Source organism: Faecalibacterium sp. AM43-5AT (assembly GCF_003603345.1).
Taxonomy (GTDB): domain Bacteria; phylum Bacillota; class Clostridia; order Oscillospirales; family Ruminococcaceae; genus Faecalibacterium; species Faecalibacterium taiwanense.
In genome coordinates this window covers 95151-107953 of record NZ_QVGZ01000007.1, presented here as the reverse complement: position 1 = coordinate 107953, position 12803 = coordinate 95151, and the positions used below count along the sequence as shown (strand labels likewise).

Here is a 12803-nt window from a genome sequence, read left to right as displayed (position 1 = left end):
GGTGTTGATAAGGGAATCATTCAAAAAGGGAAAAGTTCTTTACTCCACCACGTCCTCGAACTGGCTGTTGTACAGGTCGGCGTAGAAGCCGCCTGCTTCGATCAGCTGGTCGTGGGTGCCCTGCTCCACAATGTCGCCATCTCGCATCACAAGGATGAGGTCGGCATCCCGGATGGTGGAAAGACGGTGTGCGATCACAAAGCTGGTGCGACCCTCCATCAGGCGGTCCATGGCGGTCTGGATGCGCTGCTCGGTACGGGTATCCACGCTGCTGGTGGCCTCGTCCAAAATCAGGATGCGGTTATCTGCCAGAATGGTGCGGGCGATGGTGAGCAGCTGCTTCTGGCCCTGACTCACGTTGGAAGCGTCTTCGTTCAGCTCCATCTGGTAGCCGCCGGGCAGGGTGCGGATGAAGTGGTCGGCGTTGGCAGCCTTGGCGGCGGCGATCACTTCTTCGTCGGTAGCATCCAGACGGCCATAGCGGATGTTCTCCATGATGGTGCCCTTGAACAGCCATGTGTCCTGTAGCACCATGCCGAAGCCCTCGCGCAGAGCGCTGCGGTCAAAGTCCCGCACATCGTGGCCATTCAGGGTGATGGAACCGGAATCCACATCATAGAAGCGCATGAGCAGCTTGACCATGGTGGTCTTGCCTGCGCCGGTAGGGCCGACGATAGCCACCTTCTGGCCGGGCTTGACCTCACAGCTGAAATTGTGGATAACGGTCTTGTCCGGGGTGTAGCCGAAGCGGACATGACGGAATGTCACCTGACCGTTGATGCAGCCGGGGTCGGCCCGGCGGGCCGGGTCTGCCTGCTGATCCTCCTCCGGCTCGTTCAGAAACTCGAACACCCGCTCAGCGGCAGCGGCCATGCTCTGCAGCATGTTGGACACCTGAGAAAGCTGCTGGATGGGCTGGGTGAAGTTCTTGACGTACTGGATGAAGGCCTGAATGTCACCGATGGTAATGGTGCCGTTTGCCGCAAAAATGCTGCCCACGATGGCCACTGCCACGTAGCCCAGATTGCCTACAAAGTTCATAATGGGCATCATCAGGCCGGAGAGAAACTGGCTCTTCCATGCGGATTCGTACAGCTTATCGTTGGCGGCGTTGAAGTCGTTCAGCACCACGGCCTCACGGTTGAAGGCTTTGACCACGTTGTGGCCGGAGTAGACTTCTTCCACCTGACCGTTCACAACGCCCAGAATGGCCTGCTGTGCCTTGAAGTATTTCTGGCTGAACTTGACCACGATGAGCACCAGCACCAGCGAGACCGGCAGGATCAGCAGGGCGATCAGGGTCATCTTCGGGCTGATGGACAGCATCATGACCAGCACGCCGATCATGGTGGTCACACTGGTGATGAGCTGGGTGATGCTCTGGTTCAGGCTCTGGCCCAGCGTGTCCACATCGTTGGTGATGCGGGACAGCACCTCGCCCACGGTGCGCTTTTCAAAGTAGGCAAGGGGCAGGCGGTTGATCTTTTTGCTGATCTGCTTGCGGAAGTCGTAGCAGACTTTCTGGGAAAGGCCGGTCATGAGCCAGCCCTGAATAAAGCTGAAGGCACTGCTCAGCAGGTACATGCCCAGCAAAAACAGCAGGATTCGGCCGATATACACAAAGTCGATGCTGCCGGTGCCGCGCAGCTTGGCGATCCAGCCGGTGGCAAGAGCCGTGGTGGCCTTTGCCAGCACCTTGGGGCCTGCAATGTTGAAGATGGTAGAAAGAATGGCAAATACAATGGCGGTAACGAGCGAAAGGCGGTAGCGGCCAAGGGTGCGCACAAGCTGCAGCAGGGTGCCCTTGAAGTCCTTGGCGCGTTCGGTCGTCATGCGTCCGGGTCTTGGCATATCACTCACCCTCCTTTTCGGTATTCAGAGATTCGAGGTCCAGCTCCTTCTGGCTCAGCTGGCTGCGGGCGATCTCCTGATACTCCGGGCAGGAAGCCATCAGCTGGGCATGGGTGCCCTTACCCACCAGACGGCCTTCGTCCAGCACCAGGATCTGGTTTGCGTGTAGCACAGTGGAGATGCGCTGTGCCACAATGATAACGGTAGCGTTATCGGTCTGGGCTTTCAGTGCACGGCGCAGGGCAACATCGGTCTTAAAGTCGAGGGCGGAAAAGCTGTCGTCGAACAGATAAATTTTGGGGTCCTTGGCAATGGCACGTGCAATGGAAAGGCGCTGCTTCTGGCCGCCGGACACATTGGAGCCGCCCTGTGCAATGGGGCTTTGGTAGCCCTCGGGCTTTGCGTCGATGAACTCGGTGGCCTGCGCAATGGCAGCAGCCTTTTTCACATCGGCATCGGTGATGTGCTCCCCGCCGAACTTCAGGTTCGAGTCGATGGTGCCGCTGAACAGCACGCCCTTCTGGGGCACATAGCCCAGCAGGTCGTGCAGCTGTGCCTGCGGCATATTGCGCACATCGATGCCATCCACGGTCACGCTGCCGCCGGTGACATCATAAAAGCGGGGGATGAGGTTGAGCAGGGTGGATTTGCCACAGCCGGTGGAGCCGATGATGGCGGTGGTCTCGCCGGGCTTTGCGGTAAAGCTGATGTGCTCCAGCGCATCGCTGTCCGCACCTGGGAAGCGGAAGCTCACATCGTGGAACTCTACCTCACCCTGCCAGTTTTCGTGCTCCTGCGTGGGCTTTGCAGCAGCTTCGTCCGGGTCGTTGATGGTGGCCTTGGTGCGGATCACCTCGTCGATGCGCTCCGCAGCCACACCGGCGCGGGGCAGCATGACGGCCACCATGGCCAGCATCAGGAAGGACATGACGATCTGCATGGTGTAGGTGATGAATGCGATCATCTCGCCCACCTGCATGGTGCCGTTGTCCATGGCCTTGCCGCCGAACCAGACGATCAGCAGGCTGGTGCCGTTCATGATGAGGGTCATAAAGGGCATCATGGCAACCATGGCACGGTTGGTGAACAGCTGGGTGCTCATCAGGTCTTTGTTGGCCTTGTCGAAGCGCTCCTCCTCAAACTTTTCACGGCTGAAGGCGCGCACCGGCATGATGCCGGTCAGAATCTCGCGGCTGACGAGGTTCAACCGGTCCACCAGCTTCTGCATGATCTTGAACTTGGGCATGGCCACACTCATCAGGAAGAAGATGAGCAACAGCAGAACGGCCACATCCAGCACGATGATCCAGGAAAGGCCGGTGCTGCTGTTCAGCACATGCAGCACGCCGCCAATGCCCAGAATGGGCGCATAGGCCACCATGCGCAGCAGCATGACGCAGACGAACTGCACCTGCTGGATGTCGTTGGTGGTGCGGGTGATGAGAGATGCGGTGGAAAAATTCTCGATCTCTGCATTGGAAAACCCGATGACGCTGGCAAAGGTCTCACGGCGCAGGTCGCGGCCAATGGCGGCGGACACACGAGAGGCGAGGAAGCCCACCGCAATGGACACAGCCACCATCAGCAAAGTCAGGCCCAGCATCTGGCCGCCTACGCGGTAAAGGTAGCGCATCTGCACATCGTGGGCAATGCCCTGTGCCTCGTATTCCAGCTGCACCAGCAGCATGGACTGGCTTTTGAGGTTCTCCATCAGGGTATCATCCAGACTGGCAAAAGCACCGGTCAGCTGCTGCTGGACAGCTTCGCGGGTGAAGCCGGGCATCTGGCTCATAGCGGCAAACTGGGCGCATACGGTGTCCAGATCTTCGGCAGTGGGGGTGACGGTCTCGCTATCCGTGGTGGTGCTCTCAGAGGATGCCGCCTGCATGTCAGCAAGGCCGGTCATGCCCATGGTGTCCTGCCCGGCGGGGGCGTTCGCTGCCTGCGCGGCGGCCATATACAGCACGATGTCCGGCGTGGTGACGGCATCCTCCAGCGCGGTGCGCTCGTCATCGGTCAGGTCGGTGCGCAGCTTCAGCACGCCGTCGTCCTGAAGATAATACCCGTAGGCGTTCTGGAGCGCATCGGCGTTCTCTTCGCTCATCAAAAGCGTGAGGGCGTCCAGCGTGCTCTGGCGTATCGTTTCCGGCAGAGGGCTTTCAATGCCGCCCTGCTGGATGCCGGTGTCCACGATCCTGCTGGTGTAGTCCGGCAGCGAAAGATCGCAGTACGCCTGCACGAACAGCAGCGCGAACACCACAAGACAGACGGCCCAGTGCCGGGCCAGCTGCTTGAAAATTTTCGTCATAGTTCGGTTCTCCCTTCGTTGTTTTTTGCTTCACGGGAAGCGTTTTCCGCAAGAATGGCGTCCATCAGTGCGCCACGCAAAACGTTCATCTGCTGCACCTGTTCCGGTGTCAGCCGGGCCATCACGCAGGCAAAATAATCGCTGAGGGCATCCTCACACCGGGCACAGGCGGCGTAGCCCTCCGGCGTGATGCGCACCAGCGTTTTGCGCCGGTCAGCCGGGTCCGCTTCGCGCAGAACAAGGCCGTCCTGTTCCAGCTGGCGCAGGCTGCGGCTGATGGCCGGCAGCGGCTGGTGTGCCTCCCGGGCAAAATCGGAAACATACACCGCTCCATTCTGCCCGCGGGTACGGATCGTGTGAGCCAGACCCTCCAGCATGGGAAAGTGGCACTTGGGACAGCCCCGCAGAGCCGCCTTCATGCCGGCCCGGGATGCCTTGCTCAGCCGTCCAAAAAAATGGCACAGACCGTGAAAGCTCGCGGCGGCTTCGGTTTCGTACAACATTCTATCCCTCCTCATTGCAGAATGCTTAACAGCTGTTAACTATTAACGCCTGACAATAATATTCCTCCGGCACCCAGAATGCAAGGGCAGTTTAGGATAATTTTAAAAAAGTTCACAAAAAGGGGAGGGCGGCAGAAAGCCTGAACCGCCCGGCAGCTGCATAAATAGAATAAGAAACGTTTCTGCGGGAGGGGCGGCGGCAGTGGAACAGAACCTGACAAGAATTTTTACACTTTTTGGCGGCTTGGCACTGTTTTTATACGGCATGGATGCGCTCAGCCACAGTCTGGAAACAGCGGCAGGCAGCCGCTTGAAAAGCCTGCTGGCCGCTGTGACCGGCAGCCCGGTGCGGGGCGTGCTGGCGGGGGCTGCGGTCACGGCGGTGCTGCAAAGCAGCTCGGCAGTCACGGTGATGGTGCTGGGCTTTGTAAGTGCGGGCCTGCTGACCCTGCGGCAGGCGGTCCCGGTGATCTTTGGCTGCAACATCGGAACCACCGTTACCGCACAGCTGCTGGCTTTCCGGCTGGAAGATGTGCGCGGCCTTGTGCTGCTGGCCGGGCTGCTGCTCTGCTTTGCCTGTGCAGGGCAGAAGGCCCGGGCCATTGGCCGGGCGGTGTTCGCCTTTGGCCTGCTGTTCGAGGGCATTGCCGATATGGGCACTGCCATGGAACCGCTGGTGCAAAGCCCGGTGTTTGTGCACTGGCTGGGTCGGGTGCGGCAGCACCCATGGCTGGGACTGCTGGCGGGGCTTGGCATGACCCTGACAGTGCAGAGCAGCTCGGCTACCATTGCCCTGCTGCAGAACTTCGCAGCCCGCCCCGGGCTGGACGGCAGCAGTCTGTTGGGTCTTGCGGGTGCGCTGCCGGTACTGCTGGGCGATAACATCGGCACCACCATCACGGCAGTGCTGGCATCCTTGAGCGCAAGCCGGGACGCAAAGCGGGTGGCTGCGGCCCATGCAGTGTTCAATCTGACCGGCGCGGCGGTGTTCTGCGCCGGTCTGCCGTTGTATGTGCGGCTGACGGCTGCACTTTCGCCCAAAGGGCCGGAGCTTGCCGTGATCGCCCGGCAGATCGCTAATGCGCACACCTTGTTCAATGTGGTGTGCACGCTGGTGTGGCTACCGCTGACCCCGCTGATGGTGCGGTTTGTGTGCCGCCTTGTGCCGGACCGGGCAGTGCGGTAAGTTTTTACTGGACAAACATACCAATTGCGCATATACTGAAAGGGATGAAACCTACTGCGGAACAAAAAGGAAACATTGCTATGCGACAGAAAATCGGAAGAGTGTGTATGGTGCTGGGCGCGCTGCTGATCCTTGCGGCAGCAGCCCTGCTGGCCTATAACAAGTGGGATGCATCCCGTGCAGACAAGGCCTCGCAGGAGGTGCTGGGCGAGCTGGAGCAGACCCTGAACGCTGCCATTGAGGAAAAAGCAAAATCGGATACCGTGGCGCTGCAGCCGGAGCTGGACCCCACGCAGGAAATGACCGTGACCGAACTGGACGGCTGGGATTACATCGGCTATCTGTCCATTCCGTCCATCGGGCTGGAACTGCCGGTGATGAGCCAGTGGAGCTATGCGGGCCTGAAAATCGCACCGGGCCGTTACTCCGGTTCCACCTATGCGGATAACATGGTGGTCTGCGCCCACAACTATGCAAAGCATTTCAGCCCCATCAAGTGGTTGACCGAGGGCGCGCAGGTCTATTTTACGGATATGGACGGTATGCGCTGGACCTACGAGGTCTCCTATGTGGAAAACCTGCAGCCCACGCAAATTGAGGAAATGACCGAAAAGACGGAGGAGTCCGATGAATGGGATCTGACCCTCTTTACCTGCACCACCGGCGGCAGCGCCCGGTGCGCTGTGCGGTGCGTGCGGACGGGCTACCCGGCGCTCACAACGGAGACCGCAGAATAAGATGCAAAAAATCCCCTGTGCACTGGCACAGGGGATTTTTCATATCCGGTATTCAGTGGGCGGTGCCCACCTTCACAGGGGATTACTTGCTCTGAATGTACTCGTCAATGGCCTTTGCAGCAGCCTTGCCTGCGCCCATGGCCTTGATGACGGTGGCTGCGCCGGTCACGGCATCGCCGCCGGCGTACACACCATCGCGGCTGGTCTTGCCGTCATCGCCGTCGGTAACGATGCAGCCGTGCTTGTTGGTCTCCAGACCCGGGGTGGTGGAGCGGATCAGCGGGTTGGGGCTGGTGCCCAGACTCATAATGACCGTGTCCACATCCAGCTCGAACTCGCTGCCCTTCTTTTCGATGGGGCGGCGGCGACCGGAAGCATCCGGCTCGCCCAGCTCCATCTCAATGCAGGTGATGGACTTGACAAAGCCCTCGTCGTTGGGGTGGATCTCCACAGGGTTGCACAGGGTCTTGAAGATGATGCCCTCTTCCTCGGCGTGCTCCACCTCTTCCTTACGGGCAGGCAGCTCAACCATGCCGCGGCGGTAGACGATGTACACGGTCTCGGCACCCAGACGCAGGGCGCTGCGGGCAGCGTCCATAGCCACGTTGCCGCCGCCCACAACGGCGACCTTTTTGCCGGTGCGGATGGGGGTCTTGCTGGTGGGCAGGTAAGCCTTCATCAGGTTGGAGCGGGTCAGGAACTCGTTGGCGGAGTACACGCCCTTCAGGCTCTCGCCGGGGATGCCCATGAAGCGGGGCAGACCGGCACCGGAGCCTACGAACACGGCCTCGTAGCCGTACTCGTCCATCAGCTCGTCGATGGTGAGCACCTTGCCAATGACCATATTGCACTCAAAATCAACGCCCATCTTCTTCAGGCCGTCGATCTCCTGCTGCACGATGGCCTTGGGCAGACGGAACTCGGGGATGCCGTACATCAGCACGCCGCCGGCCACATGCAGGGCCTCGTAAACGGTGACCTTGTAGCCAAGCTTTGCCAGATCGCCTGCGGCGGTCAGGCCGGCAGGGCCTGCGCCGATGATGGCCACCTTGTGGCCGTTCCATTCGGGCACGATGGGGGCGGTGTGCACATTCTCACGGTGCCAGTCGGCAACAAAGCGCTCCAGGCGGCCGATGCCCACCGGCTCGTTCTTGATGCCGCGGGTGCACTTGCCCTCGCACTGGCTCTCCTGCGGGCATACACGGCCGCAGACAGCGGGCAGGGAAGAGGAGCGGTTGATCACCTGATAAGCGGCTTCAAAGTCGCCCTCGGCCACATGGCCGATGAACTCGGGGATATCGATGCCCACAGGGCAGCCGGTCTGGCAGGGTTTGTTCTTGCAGTGCACGCAGCGCTTTGCTTCGTTCACGGCCATTTCTTCGGTGTAGCCAAGTGCAACTTCCTTAAAGTTCTTGTTGCGCACATTGGGGTCCTGCGTGGGCATGGGGCACTTCTTCGGGTCCATATTGAAAGCCATCTTATTTTACCTCCTGATTGAGCAGATTGCATGCCGCTTCACGGGCGTGTGCCTCAAACGGGCGGTACATGGTGCCGCGGGCCATTGCCTCATCAAAATCCACCAGATCGCCGTCAAAGTCGGGGCCGTCCACGCAGGCGAACTTGGTCTCGCCGCCAACGGTCAGGCGGCAGCCGCCGCACATGCCGGTGCCGTCGATCATGATGGGGTTCATGGAAACGATGCTCTTCAGGCCATGCTTCTGGCAGGTCTTGACCACGAACTTCATCATGATCAGCGGGCCGATGGTGATGACCAGATCGTACTGGTTGCCGGCGGCCACCAGCTCGTCCAGTGCAGCGGTAACAACACCCTTGGTGCCATAGCTGCCGTCGTCGGTCATAATGCGCAGCTCGTCGCTGCAGGCTTTGAACTCGTCCTCAAGGATCAGCAGGTCCTTATTGCGGAAGCCCACCACGCTGTGCACCACACAGCCCTGCTCGTGCAGCTCACGGGCAATGGGCAGAGCGATGGCGCAGCCTACGCCGCCGCCCACGACACATACCTTCTTCAGGCCTTCCACCTCGGTGGCGCGGCCCAGCGGGCCTACAAAGTCGTGGACACTCTGGCCCACCTGCAGGCTGTTCAGCTCCATCGTGGTACCGCCCACGATCTGGAAAATGATGTCCACAGTGCCCTTTTCGCGGTCGTAACCGGCCACGGTCAGGGGGATGCGCTCGCTGTCCTCAAACGGGCGCACAATGATAAACTGGCCCGGCTTTGCCTTTTTGGCGATCAGCGGGGCTTCAATGACCATCTTCGTCACGGTGGGATTCAGCGCGACTTTTTCAGTGATCTTATACATTGTGTTTGCTCCTTTATGCTGGCTTTTCCTATTTCTGCGCACGAAAACGCGCCTGTATGCCCTCGGCGGCATAACAGACGCAGCTTTTACAGGCGACAAAATGACACGTTCCATTATAACGGTTTACAAAAGGGAAAGCAAATCAATTTTCTTCGTGTATGTTATGACAGACTTGAATAATGACACAGGTGAAGCCCGCAAAAGTGAAGCTTTTTGAATACAGACAGGCGGGTTCCCAACTTTTTTGCAGAAAATGCAAATTTGTGGTTGACAATTGCCGGGCGGTACGGTATAATAATCAGCGTCGCCGGTAAACAGTCCGGCACAAACACATGGAATGTGCGGCCGTAGCTCATCTGGTAGAGCGCCACCTTGCCAAGGTGGAGGTAGCGAGTTCGAGCCTCGTCGGCCGCTCCATTTTGTGGAAGTTTAGCTCAGCTGGGAGAGCATCTGCCTTACAAGCAGAGGGTCAGCGGTTCGAGCCCGTTAACTTCCACCATTTGGCCCGGTAGCTCAGTTGGTTAGAGCACCAGCCTGTCACGCTGGGGGTCGTCGGTTCGAGCCCGATCCGGGTCGCTTCGTCGAAAGTCCTGCAGTTCATCGGGCGGTCTTGCAAGCAAGACTGCCGTGATGAACGCCAGACTTTCTCCTCTTCCCCACAAAATCTTGCTTCGCAAGCTTTCGCCGGGGCCCCGAAATTCGAGAGAATCGCTCGGGAGGGTGCAGGGATAATTGCACCGCTTATGCCTCTGTAGCTCAGTCGGTAGAGCAGGGGACTGAAAATCCCCGTGTCATTGGTTCGATTCCGATCGGAGGCACCAGTCAAGGAAACCCAGCAGGGTTTCCAATATGCGGCCGTAGCTCATCTGGTAGAGCGCCACCTTGCCAAGGTGGAGGTAGCGAGTTCGAGCCTCGTCGGCCGCTCCAATACGAAGCCATCGTTGATGCAGAAATGCAAAAACGATGGCTTTTTTGTTGTTTCCCGTTACGGCTCCTTCCTGTGAAAAAAGAAAAGCCGGAAAATCCGCAGATTTTTCGGCTTTTGCAAATATGAAAATAATGATTCCTCTGATATTGTCGGAGCGCAATCCGTGCGCGGAGACAAGTTTAAATCGTTTCTTACAGGATCACATTTTTAATGAGCAGCGAAATGCTGCCGTCGTCACTGTGCAGAAATTCCACCTCGTTGTCCGAGTTGAGCAGTTCGGTGGGGATCTTCACCTCAATGCCGTTGGCGGTGTGGATGCTGCGGCTCTCCATGCGGCGGATGCGCGCAGGGGTCACAGTCACGGGCTGCTCAGGCGCTTCCAGAACATCACTCTTTTCCACATAATCATCAAAGGGCACGGCGGCAAGGGGATATTCCTCTTCCAACTGCTGACGCACCTGCTGGATGGATACCTGATTGTCGTTGTCAACGGCCTGATTGGCGATCAGCATCGCGACCTGAGCCTCTACGTGGGGCTGGTCAGCATAGTTTTCCTGCACGGCCTGAACAGCGGCTTCCTGAATGGCCTGCAGCTTCTTTTTCTCCGGCTGAGCGGTGGTATACTGGAACACCACAGTGGAAAGATAAAAATCCTTGTGCCCGTCGATATCAAATTTTTTTTCCAGCAGCTTCATGGAGTAGTCGGTCAGATTGACAAGGGCACCTTCCTCCACCTTGCCGCTCTGGCTGGGCAGGCAGGCCCGCTGCTGTATGATGGAGTTCACCGGGGCACCCTCCACATTCTCGGTGTAGTGGGTGTAGCCGTTTTTGTAGTTCAACTTCAGGATGCCCAGCCACGGCTCACCATCGCGGGTAAAATCCACCACGGCAAGGTCTGCCCCCGGAATGGTGGTGTGCGCGTGCATGTAGTCGAACAGAACGCCCGCGATGCGGCAGGAGAGGTCCACAAAATCGTGGTTGTGCTCCAGCTCGTTTTTAAAGGCGGAATCCGGCAGCGGGCGGCACTGGCGGATATCGTCGCTGGCAAGCAGCTTTTCGATGTGGTACTGGAAATAGGCGGTCTTTTCGGCGGTCATTTCCATGCCGCTGCCGCTGAGTACAGGCGCATCCATGGTGGTGTCCAGCACGTGCAGAATGGCCTGATGAATGATGATCTCCATGGGAGTTACCTCGTTTTTATAAGAATCTCTTTGGCATACAGTATAGCACAGCCCGGCCCAAAAGGCGAGAGCACATCTTGTAAACCGCCTGCAGGAATGCTACAATAAGGACAGAAAACCACGCAGGAAAGGGGACAAAAACCATGGAATTCCGTGATAAGCCAATGGAAAACCTCATCCGCCTTCAGGAAAAGGACATCTGCAAAAATGCCCGCGCGCTGCTGCTGGACGGTGAGAGCATCGTGGGTGCCTACAAGACGGTGCGCGATCAGGTGATCTTTACCACCCACCGCATCATCATGGTGGATATGCAGGGCGTTACCGGAACCCGGCAGCAGATCTTTGTGATGCCGTACCGCAAGGTGCTGCACTTCGGGATCCAGACGGCAGGCTTTGGCGACCCGATGCAGGCATCGCAGCTGACCGTCTGCTTTGCGGACGCACACGAGGCAAAGTTCGGCTTTATCGGCCAGCAGGAACTGTTTGCGGTCGCCAACGCCATCAGCCGGTGCATCCTGTAAATAACTCCTTTAAAACAGCAGGCTCCCCGCCCGAGACCGGACAGGGAGCCTTTTGCTGTATATGAAATAGGAGAATAGGAGAATGGCAGAATTAGCAGCGGCTTGTTTTGCGCACCAGCTGTTCGTGCATGAATACCATGAGCACCAGCAGTGCCAGCAGGTAAAAAGGGAACAGTGCCGGAGTGATGTTGTTTGCCAGCAGGCCGAACAGCGGCGGCATGGCCAGATTGCCCAAATAGGCGCTTGCCATCTGGATGCCGATGACCGCCTGCGATCTGTCCGCACCGAAGTGTTCCGGCGTGGAGTGGATGATGCTGGGATAGATGGGCGCACAGCCCAGCCCCACAAGAACAAGACCGCTCAGGGCAAGGACCTGCGGCCCGGGCAGCAGCAGAGCCAGCACCCCTGCGGCCAGAATGCACTGACCCATGCGGATCATCTGTGTATCGTTGAATTTCAGGGTCAAAAAGCCGCAGGCGGCGCGCCCGGCAGTGATGCCGATGTAGAACAGGCTGGCAAAGCTGGCGGCAGTGCCGGCGGCAACGCCTTTCGTCAGCGTGAGGTAGCTGCTGGCCCACAGACCGGCCGTGGTCTCCAATGCACAGTAGCAGAAGAAGCACAGCATCACCTCTCTGGCACCCGGCAGACGGAATACCTGTCCAAGGCTCAACGCCTGCGTCGAAGCAGTTTCGGTGTCGGTGCCTGCAGTACGGCTCTGCCATAGCGGCAAACTGAAAAAGAGCACTGCGCTCAGCAGGATCTGGAACAGGGCAATGTACCGGTAGCCGGATGTCCACGGCCCGCCGCCTGCCAGCACCCGGCCCATGACCATGGGGCTGATCATGGTGCCGATGCCCCACATGCAGTGCAGCCAGCTCATGTGGCGGCTTTTATAATGTAAGGCAACATAGTTGTTCAGGGCCGCGTCCACGCTGCCTGCACCCAGCCCATAGGGCACGGCCCACAGGCAGAGCATCCAGAACTGTGTGGAGACCGAAAAGCCGAACAGCGCGGCAGCTGTCATGGCCACACTGAGGGCGGTCACTTTTCCGGTACCCAGCGCACGGGTGAGCCGGTCGCTGTTCAGGCTGGAAACAATGGTGCCAAAGGAGATGATCATGGAAATCAGCCCCGCATAGGACACCGGCACACCGAGCGCCGGATACATGGAGGGCCACGCCGACCCCAGCAGGGAATCCGGCAGGCCCAGACTGATGAACGAGATGTAAATGATCGGAAGCAGAAGCTGTACCATAAACCTTGAGTT

At 58.8% G+C, this 12803-nt stretch carries 10 protein-coding genes and 5 tRNA genes; 8 read left to right on the top strand and 7 right to left on the bottom strand.

All coding sequences use genetic code 11. The annotated features are described in order from the left end of the window. Nucleotides 1-39: 39 nt before the first annotated feature. From DW937_RS09800 to DW937_RS09790, 3 genes are read right to left on the bottom strand one after another with little or no spacing between them, the layout of a single operon-like run. Nucleotides 40-1851, bottom strand: coding sequence for an ABC transporter ATP-binding protein (locus tag DW937_RS09800; protein WP_118526087.1), 1812 nt, complete (start codon nucleotides 1849-1851; stop codon nucleotides 40-42). A 1-nt stretch (nucleotide 1852) separates the two neighbouring features. Beyond that, nucleotides 1853-4159: an ABC transporter ATP-binding protein gene (locus tag DW937_RS09795; RefSeq protein WP_120120803.1), complete on the bottom strand. Its 2307-nt coding sequence runs from the start codon at nucleotides 4157-4159 to the stop codon at nucleotides 1853-1855. After that, nucleotides 4156-4662: a MarR family transcriptional regulator gene (locus tag DW937_RS09790; protein WP_243111459.1), complete on the bottom strand. Its 507-nt coding sequence runs from the start codon at nucleotides 4660-4662 to the stop codon at nucleotides 4156-4158. Before DW937_RS09790 ends, DW937_RS09795 begins: the two co-directional genes overlap by 4 nt. A 202-nt stretch (nucleotides 4663-4864) precedes the next feature. Here DW937_RS09790 and DW937_RS09785 point away from each other — a divergent pair, with 202 nt between their 5' ends. Next, a complete protein-coding gene (locus DW937_RS09785; protein ID WP_120120801.1) occupies nucleotides 4865-5848 on the top strand; it encodes a Na/Pi symporter in 984 nt (327 codons plus the stop codon). 80 nt (nucleotides 5849-5928) lie between these two features. Next, a complete protein-coding gene (locus tag DW937_RS09780; RefSeq protein WP_120120800.1) occupies nucleotides 5929-6585 on the top strand; it encodes a sortase in 657 nt (218 codons plus the stop codon). Nucleotides 6586-6667: 82 nt separating this feature from the next. Here DW937_RS09780 and gltA read toward each other — a convergent pair whose 3' ends face one another. Together gltA and DW937_RS09770 are read right to left on the bottom strand one after the other, a co-directional pair. Further along, a complete protein-coding gene (gene gltA, locus DW937_RS09775) occupies nucleotides 6668-8062 on the bottom strand; it encodes an NADPH-dependent glutamate synthase (RefSeq protein WP_120120799.1) in 1395 nt (464 codons plus the stop codon). A 1-nt stretch (nucleotide 8063) separates the two neighbouring features. Beyond that, nucleotides 8064-8906, bottom strand: a complete 843-nt coding sequence (locus tag DW937_RS09770) for a sulfide/dihydroorotate dehydrogenase-like FAD/NAD-binding protein (RefSeq protein ID WP_044954207.1) — start codon at nucleotides 8904-8906, stop codon at nucleotides 8064-8066. 341 nt (nucleotides 8907-9247) lie between these two features. Between DW937_RS09770 and DW937_RS09765 the strand changes: the two genes are divergently transcribed. The 5 genes from DW937_RS09765 (at nucleotide 9248) to DW937_RS09745 (ending at nucleotide 9833) form a co-directional block, all read left to right on the top strand. Then, nucleotides 9248-9323, top strand: a tRNA-Gly gene (locus DW937_RS09765). A 6-nt stretch (nucleotides 9324-9329) separates the two neighbouring features. Further along, nucleotides 9330-9405, top strand: a tRNA-Val gene (locus DW937_RS09760). 3 nt (nucleotides 9406-9408) lie between these two features. Next, nucleotides 9409-9482: transfer RNA gene (locus tag DW937_RS09755), tRNA-Asp, on the top strand. Nucleotides 9483-9651: 169 nt separating this feature from the next. Further along, nucleotides 9652-9727, top strand: a tRNA-Phe gene (locus tag DW937_RS09750). 30 nt (nucleotides 9728-9757) lie between these two features. Next, nucleotides 9758-9833, top strand: a tRNA-Gly gene (locus DW937_RS09745). A gap of 192 nt (nucleotides 9834-10025) precedes the next feature. Here DW937_RS09745 and DW937_RS09740 read toward each other — a convergent pair. Further along, nucleotides 10026-11015, bottom strand: coding sequence for a nucleoid-associated protein (locus DW937_RS09740; protein ID WP_120120798.1), 990 nt, complete (start codon nucleotides 11013-11015; stop codon nucleotides 10026-10028). 143 nt (nucleotides 11016-11158) lie between these two features. On the opposite strand from DW937_RS09740, the gene DW937_RS09735 reads away from it, so the two are divergent. Next, the gene (locus tag DW937_RS09735) at nucleotides 11159-11536 is read left to right on the top strand and encodes a PH domain-containing protein (protein ID WP_120120797.1); all 378 of its coding nucleotides are present in this window, start codon (nucleotides 11159-11161) and stop codon (nucleotides 11534-11536) included. Nucleotides 11537-11627: 91 nt separating this feature from the next. Here DW937_RS09735 and DW937_RS09730 read toward each other — a convergent pair whose 3' ends face one another. Next, nucleotides 11628-12791: an MFS transporter gene (locus tag DW937_RS09730; RefSeq protein WP_120120796.1), complete on the bottom strand. Its 1164-nt coding sequence runs from the start codon at nucleotides 12789-12791 to the stop codon at nucleotides 11628-11630. Nucleotides 12792-12803 lie beyond the last annotated feature (12 nt).